The 11,729-nt window shown below is 35.5% G+C and carries 12 protein-coding genes; 8 read left to right on the top strand and 4 right to left on the bottom strand.

Going from position 1 to position 11,729, the window contains the following annotated elements; genetic code table 11:
* The first annotated feature begins 97 nt into the window (after nt 1-97).
* Both ACIQ2X_RS08765 and ACIQ2X_RS08760 read left to right on the top strand, forming a co-directional pair.
* Nucleotides 98-634, top strand: coding sequence for a hypothetical protein (locus ACIQ2X_RS08765; protein WP_396178550.1), 537 nt, complete (start codon nt 98-100; stop codon nt 632-634).
* The gene (locus tag ACIQ2X_RS08760; protein ID WP_396178549.1) at nt 635-1,057 is read left to right on the top strand and encodes a hypothetical protein; all 423 of its coding nucleotides are present in this window, start codon (nt 635-637) and stop codon (nt 1,055-1,057) included.
* 280 nt (nt 1,058-1,337) lie between these two features.
* On the opposite strand, the gene ACIQ2X_RS08755 is transcribed toward ACIQ2X_RS08760, so the two are convergent.
* The 3 genes from ACIQ2X_RS08755 to ACIQ2X_RS08745 all read right to left on the bottom strand — a co-directional run bounded on the left by ACIQ2X_RS08755 (nt 1,338) and on the right by ACIQ2X_RS08745 (nt 5,098).
* Entirely contained in the window at nt 1,338-1,799 is a 462-nt protein-coding gene (locus ACIQ2X_RS08755) for a hypothetical protein (protein ID WP_396178548.1), read from the bottom strand.
* 100 nt (nt 1,800-1,899) lie between these two features.
* The gene (locus ACIQ2X_RS08750; protein ID WP_396178547.1) at nt 1,900-2,727 is read right to left on the bottom strand and encodes a DUF4249 domain-containing protein; all 828 of its coding nucleotides are present in this window, start codon (nt 2,725-2,727) and stop codon (nt 1,900-1,902) included.
* Between the two features lie 4 nt (nt 2,728-2,731).
* Nucleotides 2,732-5,098: a TonB-dependent receptor domain-containing protein gene (locus ACIQ2X_RS08745; protein ID WP_396178546.1), complete on the bottom strand. Its 2,367-nt coding sequence runs from the start codon at nt 5,096-5,098 to the stop codon at nt 2,732-2,734.
* Between the two features lie 182 nt (nt 5,099-5,280).
* Here ACIQ2X_RS08745 and ACIQ2X_RS08740 point away from each other — a divergent pair, with 182 nt between their 5' ends.
* The 6 genes from ACIQ2X_RS08740 to ACIQ2X_RS08715 all read left to right on the top strand — a co-directional run bounded on the left by ACIQ2X_RS08740 (nt 5,281) and on the right by ACIQ2X_RS08715 (nt 11,059).
* The gene (locus tag ACIQ2X_RS08740) at nt 5,281-7,434 is read left to right on the top strand and encodes a carboxypeptidase-like regulatory domain-containing protein (protein ID WP_396178545.1); all 2,154 of its coding nucleotides are present in this window, start codon (nt 5,281-5,283) and stop codon (nt 7,432-7,434) included.
* Nucleotides 7,435-7,617: 183 nt separating this feature from the next.
* Entirely contained in the window at nt 7,618-8,250 is a 633-nt protein-coding gene (locus ACIQ2X_RS08735) for a hypothetical protein (protein ID WP_396178544.1), read from the top strand.
* Nucleotides 8,251-8,272: 22 nt separating this feature from the next.
* Nucleotides 8,273-9,628: a 2TM domain-containing protein gene (locus tag ACIQ2X_RS08730; protein WP_396178543.1), complete on the top strand. Its 1,356-nt coding sequence runs from the start codon at nt 8,273-8,275 to the stop codon at nt 9,626-9,628.
* Nucleotides 9,619-9,954, top strand: a complete 336-nt coding sequence (locus ACIQ2X_RS08725; protein ID WP_396178542.1) for a 2TM domain-containing protein — start codon at nt 9,619-9,621, stop codon at nt 9,952-9,954. Before ACIQ2X_RS08730 ends, ACIQ2X_RS08725 begins: the two co-directional genes overlap by 10 nt.
* Nucleotide 9,955: 1 nt before the next feature.
* Nucleotides 9,956-10,273, top strand: coding sequence for a 2TM domain-containing protein (locus ACIQ2X_RS08720; RefSeq protein WP_396178541.1), 318 nt, complete (start codon nt 9,956-9,958; stop codon nt 10,271-10,273).
* A 33-nt stretch (nt 10,274-10,306) separates the two neighbouring features.
* On the top strand, nt 10,307-11,059 hold the full coding sequence (locus ACIQ2X_RS08715) for a LytR/AlgR family response regulator transcription factor (RefSeq protein ID WP_396178540.1): 753 nt from the start codon (nt 10,307-10,309) through the stop codon (nt 11,057-11,059).
* 104 nt (nt 11,060-11,163) lie between these two features.
* On the opposite strand, the gene ACIQ2X_RS08710 is transcribed toward ACIQ2X_RS08715, so the two are convergent.
* Nucleotides 11,164-11,729 (bottom strand): COX15/CtaA family protein (locus ACIQ2X_RS08710; RefSeq protein WP_396178539.1); only part of this gene is annotated, 566 nt, incomplete at its 5' end.

Here is an 11,729-nt window from a genome sequence, read left to right as displayed (position 1 = left end):
CATAAAGATTATGAAGAAAATTCGGTAGAGTTATTTTTTGCTATGGTTGATAAATATAACAGTTATTTAGAAGAGTCTAAAAATATAATTTCGATTTATGAATGACATTTTAAAAATTCGAGATGAACAAGCGTTAACTTCCTTACCAATGTTGATAACCAAAAATTCATTTCCTACAACATCGGGAATTGATACAACTGGAAAGTATTTTTTGGCAACGTCAGAAAATAATAATGTAAATTTTTGCTATGGTACTCTTGATGGCTCTATTAAGAATCACTTAAGTAATTTCCATAAATATATTAGCAAGGAGCGCTTATACATTACAGCGATTTCAAATTTATACAAAAAAGTTGATTACCTTCAGCTTACTATGCAACTTGACAATGAACTGATTTCTGAAGATGAATTTGATTATGAATTAGAAACATTTGAAAATAGATATTTGATAAGTTCCAATGATAATTTTAAATCGGACGAATTTGAACTCGCCGTTTCTATCGCTAATAATATTACTCAGAGAGAATTTTCAACAGATGAATTAGCAGAGTTGTTTTCGATTCCAATTGAACGCGTTAATAAGCTACTTCAGGATTATGAATTTAAATGCAAATTTTTAAATTCAAATATATAGATGAAGCTTTTTCAAGATAATACATCAATAGAATGCCTATCAGCAGAAATTATTTCGAGAAAAATAATTAACTCATCATACATGGTAATTAATAATGTAGGTAAATGTTTTTTATATAAGTGCTCTAGAAATAGTGAAGCTGTTATTAAAAAAGAGTTATCTCCAAAAGAAGCCATTTATAATCAGAATTCAGCTCTTGATTTAGATGATATTTTAGAAGCGGAAAATATTAGTGTTGCTATGAAATCTAAAAGAGCTCCAAAAATTTTTAAAGTTGGAGCGCATTCGCATAGACATAATGCACAAACCTGTATGTCAGATAATTATACATTTGCTATGATTACAAAACAAGTTCCTAATAATCCTTTTGCCATTCCGCCCCATGAAATAATTCCAGTGCAACCTAAAGAAATTAAGGAATAAATTTTATTTAAACCATCTAAATCTATCACTTTAAGTGTAAAAAGTGATCATTTTAAAAACAATAGCTGAATATCAGCAACATAGTCGCGGGTTCGAGCCCCGTCTTCCACCCACTTTTAAAGTCCTAGATCAATCTAGGACTTTTTTTTTTGATAAAGAAATAAGGAATTTTTCAAAACTAATTTCTAAAAAGTAAAAATAAAGCTATTGTACTTTTAAAAAATTAAACCAAAAAAAAGGTATACATTGCTGTACACCTTTGATTTTTTGGGAACATCTACTAGTAGTTATGCTCTCTTTTGTAAGCTTCAATATCGGCATCGATATCGTCTTTGCTTTTTTGAATTCTGTTTTTAAAATCGTTCCAATTTTCAGAAGCGCCGTCTTTAAAATCATCGATGTTATCTTCTAATTCATCGTTTTTTTTCTCCAACATATCCACTTTTGACTGGTACATTTTTTGGTTTTCTGCTGATTCTGCTTTTAATTTTACTTTGAATTCTGCAATTCGCGTTTCATTTTCAGCGATAATCAACTTGGTATCTGCTTTAAACTGTTCGTAGTCTGAAGCATTTTCATACTGAGCTTCGTTTACATCTTGTTGAGCATCCATTTCATCTTCTTTTGCATCAACGACATCTTCTTGAGCGTCTTCTACTTTTTCTTCATTTGATTTACAACTCGTAAATACAGCTCCTGATAACAATATCGAAGCAACTAACAATCCAATTGACTTTTTCATAGCATTTAATTTTAAGGTTATTGATAGAACAAATTTCCGCAAAATCAAACGCCCAGCTGTTACGAAACATCAATTGTGATTTATAAAATTAACAGTGTTACTATTCGATTATATAGTCGATATGAGCCGTTTCTGAAAGACTAAAATATCCTAAAACATAGTTTTTATCGTCCACTGTATTTACAATATTTCCTCTAACGGTGGCAGGTGGTGACTGAAATGGGCTTCCATTGGCACTTCCAGCAATGCTCAGTAAAACGCGTAAGTAATTAAAGTAACCTTCGGAAATTCCGTTCAACGTGATAGCGAGTTCGTCGCCTGATTTAAAATCTTCATTACTGTAAAGACCAAAAATTTGATTTCCTTGATAAAATTCATCGCTACTCACACCGTATTCGGGAATTTGATAGGACGAGAGTTTGGCTCTAAATAAATAAAAGTCGTCTGTAGCACCATTATCGGTGTAAAAGAATTTTATTTCGATATCTTCTCCTGTAAAACCACCATCGTTTCGTTGTTCAATACGATCAATGTTTGGAACGGGTTTAAGTGTTTCTGTTGCGACATATGTTACCCCATCTTGAATGACAGTCAATTGATATGTAGAATTTAGAACAGGAATAAAATTAGTACAAATGTATTCGCCTGAATTTGGTACGGTTTCGATAAAATCAAAAACCACCGCTGCTTCATTGGTAACAAATACCGTAGCACCCGAAACTTTGGGAACATTTTGATTGAAATAACCTGTTGTGGTCGATAATTTAATTTTTTGTGTCGCCCCACTTGTTCCTTTTTGCCATTGCAATGCCGCATCAATTACCAAACGTGGTTGTGCAGTATCCAAATCAACGTCGATGACTTCTTCGCAGGAAGTGACACTCAATGCGAACATTATGGTTATAAATAATAATGTATATTTTTTCATGATATTAAAATTTAAAATTATAACTAACCGCTGGAACTGCTCCAAAAATCGAGAACCGAACCGCTTCATTTGCCCCACTTGTGTTTTGCCTAAAATTGATTGAAGCCGCATTTTGTCGGTTGTAAATGTTGTAAATACTGAACACCCATTCGCCTTGCCAACCTTTTTTCTTATCGGGTTTAGGCGTATACGTTGCAGCAAGATCTAAGTGATGAAAAGTGGGTAAACGGGATTCATTTCGCAATCCATAACTCGGGATGGTAATATCTTGGTATTGGTATTGTCCATTCGGAAACGTCACAGGTTGGCCGGATTGCAAAATAAAATTTGCACCAAAACTCCATTTATTGGTCAATTCATAGGCGGCTGTAACCGCCACATTATGCAATTTGTCGAAAGCCGATTTGTACCAATTTCCATTGTTGATTCCGATTTCCGTGGCTGTCCTTCCTGGCGTTTGCTGTTCTGAACGTGAAAGTGTGTAGGCAATCCAGCCGTTGAATTTTCCCGTATTTTTTCGAAAAAGTACTTCTAAACCATAAGCCCGTAACCTTCCGTTCAAAATAATTTGTTCCAAAGCTTCGTTCGCAATCAAATCGGCACCGTCAATATAGTCAATTCGGTTTTGTACGGTTTTATAAAACGTTTCTACTTCTAAGGTGTAGGCGTCGTCTTTTAAATTTTGAAAATAACCCAATGCCACTTGATCTACGATTTGAGGTTTGATGTAGCGATCGCTGGGTGTCCAAACATCTAATGGTGTTGGCGATGAGGTGTTTGAAATCAATTGCAAATATTGTGTCATTCGATTGTAACTTGCTTTTACCGACTGGTTGTCGTTCAAGGCGTATGAAAGTGCCACTCGGGGTTCCAAATTATCAAAAGAAGCCATTGTTTTGTTGCTTCCAAAAAATTCGGTTCCGATGGGCTTTCCTTTTTCATAAATTTTCAAAATCTCGTTATAGGTTACTGCTTGATCGTTTTCATATAAATTTACTGTGGATTGACCCAAACGATAAAACATACTGTAACGCAAACCATACATCAACGACCATTTTTTGCTCAAATCCTGTTCTGCTTCAATGTAAAGAGCGGGTTCAAAAGCATATTTTTGTTCCAGTTGGCGCGCGTTAATTCCGGATGTTGCACTTGTAGGATTGATGGTTCCGGGATTGAAATCGTAGTAAATTCCATTCACACCGAAGTTTAATTTGAGTTTGTCGGAAATATAATTTTTAAAGTCATACTTGATATTGTAATTTTTGATGCCCGAATCGTATTGGAAGCCCACAAAATCCAACGTCAGACCGTAGTAATAATCACTATAAATTAACGATAGATTCGAAAACAAACGGTCGCTAAACAAGTGATTCCATCGTAAATTTAGTGTCGAGTTTCCGTAAATATTGGTAAAACTATCGGCAAGTTTGAACACATCTCTCCCGAAATAACCCGACAAATACAGGCTGTTTTGATCATTCAATTTGTAGCTTAATTTGGCGTTCAAATCATAAAAATACGCCGCATTATCATTGTCCGCTAGTTTTAAAAATAAATGAGCATACGAACCGCGACCGCCAATTAAAAAAGATCCTTTGTCTTTTACCAGTGGTCCTTCGGCCAAAAGGCGGCTGGAAATCAATCCAATTCCTCCGTTCATTTGAAAATTTTTCGAATTTCCATCCTTTTGATAAATGTCCAAAACAGACGATCCCCGACCGCCATAACGCGCTGGAATTCCACCTTTGTACAGTTTTAAATCTTTAATGGCATCGGGATTAAAAACAGAGAAGAATCCAAAAACGTGCGACGAGTTAAATATTACCGCTTCGTCCAATAAAATTAAATTTTGGTCGGCACCGCCACCTCGAACGTTAAAACCCGAAGCACCTTCTCCCGCATTGGTTACACCAGGAAGTAGCAAAATCGATTTGATTACATCCACTTCGCCCAATACAACTGGCATTTTCTTAATAGTGGCGATGGATAATTTGTTAACACTCATTTCTGCTTTTCGAATATTTGCTTTCGGCTTTTCAGTAATGATCACTTCTTCTAATTGTTCGCCACTGTTCAAACTAACGTTCTTTTTAAGGTTCGTTGTAAGTACAATTTGGTCGGTAAAGGTTTGAAATCCAACATAGCTAAATTCAATGGTGTACGTTCCGGCGGGTAAAGTCAATGAATAAAATCCGTAGGCATTGGTAGATGTACCAATTTTTAATTCGGGGACATAAATATTGACACCGATTAAAGTTTCATTGCTTGTCGCATCTGCAATTGTTCCGCTCAAGGTAAATTTTTCTTGTGCCATTCCATAAGCGAATTGAAAACAGCAGAAAAGTAAGAGTAATCTTGTTTTTAAATGCATGAGTAATTTTTTTAATTTTTTGATTTTGAATGTGGGCTAAATTACTACATTTTACATCAAGCAATTGTTAAGTTTTTTACAATTATAGCGTTACAGTTCATCCTTAATTGTCGACAATTCAGCATTTTTAAGTTTTGAAATCAAACCCGTTTACGCACCTTTGATTCATAAATAATCACCAAATGAAAACAACACTAACACTTTTATTTTTAATGCTTTCGCAAATAGGAATTGGTCAAACCTTAATTTCAGGTAAAGTGGTCGATGAAAGCAACCAACCTTTGCAAGGCGCTAATGTTTTTATAGACGGAACCTACGACGGAACTTCAACGGATGCAGAAGGAAATTTTCAATTTTCCACCACTGCCAAAGGAAATCAAGTATTAAAAATCACTTTTCTCACTTTCGAAACCTTGATAAAGCCTATTTCTATTGAAAATTTTAAAGCTGAAACGCTTGTTTTACGCGAAAGCATCAACACTTTGGACGCAGTCGTTATAAATGCGGGAATGTTAGAAGCAGGCGACAAATCCCGTGTATCGGTTTTGAAACCGCTTGATATTGTAACTACGGCAGGTTCGGCTGGGGATATTGTTTCGGCTTTGTTAACACTTCCGGGAACCCAAACCGTAGGAGAAAGTGGACGCTTGTTTGTTCGAGGGGGTGAAAGTGACGAAACACAAACCTTTGTCGACGGACTTCGTGTGGCTCAGCCGTACGGAGCTTCGGCCAATAATGTGCCAACTCGAGGCCGATTTTCGCCGTTTCTTTTTAGCGGAATTTCTTTTTCCACGGGAGGGTATTCGGCCGAATATGGAGAAGCTTTGTCGAGTGTTTTATTACTAAACACCATTGACGAACCCGTTCAAGAGCAAACTGATATTTCTCTAATGACCGTTGGATTGGGATTGAGCAATACGCAAAAATGGAATAAAAGTAGCTTGTCCATCAACACCGCTTATATCGATTTGGCACCTTATCAACTCGCAGTTCCTCAAGCATTGGATTGGAATCGTGCTTTTCAATCCTTATCAGGCGAAGCCGTTTATCGGTATAAGTTTGACACTGGTTTGCTGAAAATTTACACTGCTTTCGATGCTTCTCGTTTTGATTTGAACCAAGAAAACATCAACACAAACATAAAAGACCGAGTGAATTTGAACAACAATAACCTTTATTTCAATGCGATTTACAAAGGTTTTTTAGTAAACAACTGGCAGTTGATTACTGGAGTAAGTTATGGTTTAGGGAAAAATAAAATTGACTTGAATCAAGATTTTATCACTAATGAAGAAAATGCCTTTCATTTGAAAATGAAAGTGTTCAGTAAAATCACCAAGCGCTTGAAAGTCGGTTTTGGAGGTGATTATTTCAAAACGCATTTTGATGAAAATTACATTGCTTTTCAGCAAAATCAATTCGGTTCAGGTTATGATGCAGGAATCGGGGCTTTTTACGCTGAAGTGGATTATTTTTTCAGTAAAAAGTTTGCAATAAACGTGGGAGTTCGGGCCTCTAATAATGCAATGCTTAATGCGTTTTCAGTGAGTCCGAGAGCTTCAGCAGCTTACAAAATTGACAAAAACAATCAGTTTTCTTTTGCTTACGGACAATTTGAGCAAGCACCTCGTGCCGATTATTTAAAATATTCCAACAATTTTGAAAATGAGAAAACCCAACATTACATTCTAAATTACACCTATACCAAAGACGCCAGTACTTTACGTGCCGAAGTTTATTATAAAGGATATAACGATTTGGTAAAATTTGACACCCCGACGCCGGTTTTCAACAGCAATTATGCCAATTCAGGTTTTGGATATGCCAAAGGGTTGGATGTATTTTGGAGAGAAAACGGACGTATTAAAAATTTGGAATACTGGATTTCGTATTCTTTTATCGACACCCAGCGGGATTATCGTAATTATTTGCAGGAAGCTACACCCAGTTTTGTAGCCAAACATACCGGCTCGGTGGTTACAAAATATTGGATTTCCAGCCTGCGATCGCAGTTGGGTTTGACCTATACATTCCATTCGGGACGGCCTTTTGAGAATCCAAATACCGAAGGATTTTTAAACGAAAGAACCAAAAGCTTTTCCAATTTAAACCTCGGATGGGCATATTTGATAACACCTCAGAAGATATTGTATTTTTCGGCATCCAATCTTTTAGGAACTAAAAATGTTTTTGGTTACGAATATGCCAATGCTCCAGATCCGCAGGGTGTGTTTCAAAGTCGGGCAATTGTTCCCACGGCAAGTCGGTTTGTATTTGTTGGTTTCTTTTGGACGATCAGTTCGGATAAGAAAACCAATCAGTTGAATAATTTGTAGTAAATACTTTGCAAAAGCTTCAAAATACGATTTGATTATTTAACGATTTGGGATACAATAACAATTCAGCATTCAAAATAGACAGTTGAGTCACACTTGTTTTTATTTTTTGCAAAAGTGACGCAAATTTGTTTCAGAAATAAAGCACAAATCATTTTTAAACATTTTAAAAGCAACAACATTATGAAAAAATTTATCTTTACAACAGCAATCGTTCTTTCTGGATTTTTTGCACAAGCACAAACTCAGTTCGAGCAAGGAATGGGCAAAGCATTTGAACTTTGGAAAGCCGGAAAATCAATGGAAGCTTCTGCTATGTTTGAACGAATTGCATCGGTCGAAAAAGACAGTTATCTGCCCAATTATTACGTAGCACTTGTCAATACTACAGCTGCATTTCAAGTTCAAAGCGATAAGGAAAAGGTTGCTGCATTGCTGAACAAAGCCCAGGAAAGTTTGGATATTGAGTTTGTTAAAAACCCACAAAATCCTGAAATTTTAGTGATGCAAGCACTCATTTATACGGCATGGATTGCCTCAGATCCGATGACTAACGGTATGAAATTGTCGGGAAAAGTAATGGAATTGTACGGTAAAGCCGAGAATATTGCGCCAGAAAATCCACGAGTAGTTTTTGGAAAAGCGGAGTTTGAAATTGGTGGCGCTCGTTATTTTAAGCAAGATACATCGGCAATGTGTGGTCAAATTGATAAATCTATTACCCTTTTTAGTAATTTTAAACCAGAAACTGTGTTTCATCCCAATTGGGGTTTAGATCGTGCATTAGAAGCTCAAAAGCAGTGTGCAAAAAAATAAAATAATTTTAAAAAAAAATACCATGCAACGCATTATTCAATATTTTATCAAGCTTGTTTTCAAGGCTTTAATTATAAGTTTGGTCCTTGCATTTGTAATCATTGGCATCGAATACACTTTTGGAAGAGTGTTGAAATTTGATCATGATTTTTTAGTTGAAATTGGCTATTATGGTTTGTATAGTGTCGTTCTTACCGTTATTAACAGTACGTTTTTTGATTACATGAACCACCAAGTGGTGTGGACCAAATATTCTAAATACCGGATCATAATAGGCATTGTAGGTAGTATTTCTTTGACTATGATGGGAATATTTTTAATTCGGTTGTTTATCAAGACGGTTATTGAACACACCACATTTTCGGATTTTATTGCCAACGAGAGATTCAGGTACTATATAATTTCGTTACTGATCACAATGGTTATTTCTTTGTTTTTTCATGCAGTTTATTTTTACCAAAAAAATCAAGAAAAGAAAGTTAAGGAACAAAGAATTATTGCGGGAACGGCTTCGGCACAATTTGAAAGTTTGAAAAACCAGATTGACCCCCATTTTTTATTCAACAGCTTGAATGTATTGAGTTCGTTGATTGAAGAACATCCTGAAAATGCCCAGCGTTTTACGACTTCGCTTTCTAAAATTTACCGATATGTTTTGGAACAAAAGGATAAAGAACTGGTTATGGTTTCCGAAGAATTGGCTTTCGCCAAAACCTATATGAACTTGTTGAAAATGCGTTTTGAGAACAGTTTGTTTTACGAACTCCCAAATGAAATTCCGAGCCCGGACGCCAAAGTAGTGCCACTTTCCTTACAACTTTTGCTAGAAAACACGGTCAAGCACAATGTGGTGAGCGAACAAAAACCGCTGTATATTCGGATTAAAATTGTGGGATCTAATTTAATAATCGAAAACGATTTACAAAAAAAGCAAGTGCTACAAGACCGGCGAGGGGTTGGATTGCAAAACATTATCAACAGATATGCTATTTTGACGCATCGAAAAGTAACAATAGAAGAAACAAAAAATCAATTTTCGGTCAGTTTACCGATTTTAACCAAACAAATATCCGTTATGGAAACAACACAAAGTATTTCGGAAGACCGCTATTTAAAAGCGCAAAAACGAGTGGAAGATTTGAAAGGATTTTACGGGAATTTAACTTCCTACATCGTAGTCAATATTGGCTTGCTCATTTTAAATTTAATCACAAGTCCCAATAATTTATGGTTTTTTTATCCACTTTTAGGATGGGGAATCGGGGTAGCTATACATGCGATGTCGGTTTTTAATTACATGCCTTTTTTAAATCAGGAATGGGAAGAGAAAAAAATAAAGGAATTGATGAACAAAGAAAAGTCAAATCAATGGAAGTAGCCAACAAAGCGTTTGAAATTCAGGATGAAATACGGTATCAAAGGGCCAGAAAAAAGGTTCGGGAAATGCGTGATTTTTATATCAATTTAAGTCTTTTTAGTATTTTCATCCCCATCATTGTTACCGTAAATCTCTATTTTGTGCCCGATTTCCATTGGTTTTGGTTTTCAATAATGGGTTGGGGAACTGGAGTTGCCTTTCATGGTTTAAGTACTTTTGAAATTCACCCGTTTATGAAAAACAATTGGGAAGAGCGAAAAATACAGCAGTTCATGAAAGAAGATTTGGAACGTGAACACAATAAAAATAATTTTAAAAACAAGTAATATGGAACGATTAAAAACACCCGAAGAGGTTCGCTTAGAACGCGCTACGAAAAGAGTCCAAGAAATTAAAGGTTACTACAAACATTTGGCATCTTTTGTTTTAGTAAATGCTTTTTTGATCCTTATAAATTTTTTAAATCTTGATCAAGGAGAAACATTTTGGAAATTTTCTACTTTTTCAGTAGCTTTCTTTTGGGGAATAGGTCTCTTTTTTCATACACTCAATCTTTACGGAAGAAATTTCTTTCTTGGTGAGGATTGGGAAGAAAAGAAAATAAAGGAGTTTATGGATCGCAAGCAAAATACAAAGTGGGAGTAATCGCTGGAAAATTGAACAAAAAAAAATAACGAAATGAACATCATTATTATTGAAGATGAAAAACCAGCTGCTCGATTGTTGCAGCGAAAAGTGGAACAGTTGGGTTTGACCGTAAACACATTGTTGCATTCTGTAGAAGCGTCAATTGTTTGGTTATCAGAACATCCGCATCCAGATTTGATTTTTCTGGACATTCAACTTTCCGACGGGCTTTCGTTTGAAATTTTTGAAAAAATCAAAATTCAAAGTGCTATAATTTTCACAACGGCTTATGACGAATATGCTTTACGGGCTTTTAAACTCAATAGTATTGATTATTTATTAAAACCAATTGACGAAGACGAACTGAAAGCAGCTGTGCATAAATTTCAAATGCAATTGGCGAAGAAAGAACCACTTTCATTGAATTTTGTTCAGATTAGAAGTATGTTTGCTCCTTCAGAAAAAGTGTATAAATCCAGGTTTACGGTCAAAATTGGTTTGCAACTCAAGATTATAAATGTGGATGATATTGAGTGTTTTTTCAGCGAGAACAAAGGAACCTACCTTCATACATACGACAATCGAGATTATTTAATTGACACGCCTCTTGAAATTTTGGAAAACGAGTTATGTCCCAAAAACTGGTATCGAATTAGTCGGAAGTTCATTGTGCCATTAGCTTCTGTAAAGGAAATTGTGGTGTACAGCAATTCGCGCTTGAAGATTATTTTGCCCACATATAAAGCGGATGAAGTTATTGTGAGTCGCGAAAAAGTAAGTGATTTTAAAAATTGGATAGCATAAAAAAAATCGGTAGCGCAAAGCATTACCGATTTTTTTAGGATGGTATTAGTTTAAATTCACTAAGTAGATTTATCGTTTGTTATCAACATAGAAATCACTTAGTGCTATTTACTTAAACGATGCAACGTAAATGTCATAGCTGATAAAAGTAAAAAAGCCATCACTTGATGCAAGAGTCCTAGCCACAAAGGCACTTGGAGTAAAAGGGTAATAACACCAAGACCAAATTGTATAAAAACAAATACCACTAATACATTCAATCCAAATTTTTGACTGGCGACTAAAACAAATTTTCTAGATTTATAATATAAAAACAACATCAAAGCAACTACAACATAGGCCAAATTTCGGTGTACAAATTGAACACCGCTTTTTCCTTCCGTCAGGTTTAGTATAAGTGTTGGTTGTTCAATCAATACGGTTTCGTGCATGAACTTACTTTCACTCATCAAAGGCCAATGATTGTGTATCAAACCAGCATTCAAGCCTGCCACGAAACCTCCGTAAATGATTTGCAAAATCAGAAAAACCAATGCGATTCGAGCAGTATTTCGCAAAGATATAAATACGGTTTGGCGTTCAGGATAAATTAAGTCTAAAGCAACCCAAAGTGTGTAAGCAAAAGTAATAAAGGCAAAAGTCAAGTGCAATGCAAGTCGGAAATGACTCA

Origin of the sequence: Flavobacterium sp., from assembly GCF_044368625.1 — a bacterium.
In the GTDB taxonomy this organism is placed as follows: Bacteria; Bacteroidota; Bacteroidia; order Flavobacteriales; family Flavobacteriaceae; genus Flavobacterium.
The sequence above is the reverse complement of the archived record's forward strand: the minus strand, read 5'-3'. Positions and strand labels throughout refer to the sequence as shown.

What these genes read in the sequence shown, in the direction of transcription:
- ACIQ2X_RS08725 (WP_396178542.1), top strand. Translation starts at nt 9,619, where the DNA reads ATGGAAGTAGCCAACAAAGCGTTTGAAATTCAGGATGAAATACGGTAT.
- ACIQ2X_RS08760 (WP_396178549.1), top strand. Translation starts at nt 635, where the DNA reads ATGAAGCTTTTTCAAGATAATACATCAATAGAATGCCTATCAGCAGAA.
- ACIQ2X_RS08715 (WP_396178540.1), top strand. Translation starts at nt 10,307, where the DNA reads ATGAACATCATTATTATTGAAGATGAAAAACCAGCTGCTCGATTGTTG.
- ACIQ2X_RS08765 (WP_396178550.1), top strand. Translation starts at nt 98, where the DNA reads ATGAATGACATTTTAAAAATTCGAGATGAACAAGCGTTAACTTCCTTA.
- ACIQ2X_RS08750 (WP_396178547.1), bottom strand. Translation starts at nt 2,727, where the DNA reads ATGAAAAAATATACATTATTATTTATAACCATAATGTTCGCATTGAGT.
- ACIQ2X_RS08745 (WP_396178546.1), bottom strand. Translation starts at nt 5,098, where the DNA reads ATGCATTTAAAAACAAGATTACTCTTACTTTTCTGCTGTTTTCAATTC.
- ACIQ2X_RS08735 (WP_396178544.1), top strand. Translation starts at nt 7,618, where the DNA reads ATGAAAAAATTTATCTTTACAACAGCAATCGTTCTTTCTGGATTTTTT.
- ACIQ2X_RS08755 (WP_396178548.1), bottom strand. Translation starts at nt 1,799, where the DNA reads ATGAAAAAGTCAATTGGATTGTTAGTTGCTTCGATATTGTTATCAGGA.
- ACIQ2X_RS08720 (WP_396178541.1), top strand. Translation starts at nt 9,956, where the DNA reads ATGGAACGATTAAAAACACCCGAAGAGGTTCGCTTAGAACGCGCTACG.
- ACIQ2X_RS08730 (WP_396178543.1), top strand. Translation starts at nt 8,273, where the DNA reads ATGCAACGCATTATTCAATATTTTATCAAGCTTGTTTTCAAGGCTTTA.
- ACIQ2X_RS08740 (WP_396178545.1), top strand. Translation starts at nt 5,281, where the DNA reads ATGAAAACAACACTAACACTTTTATTTTTAATGCTTTCGCAAATAGGA.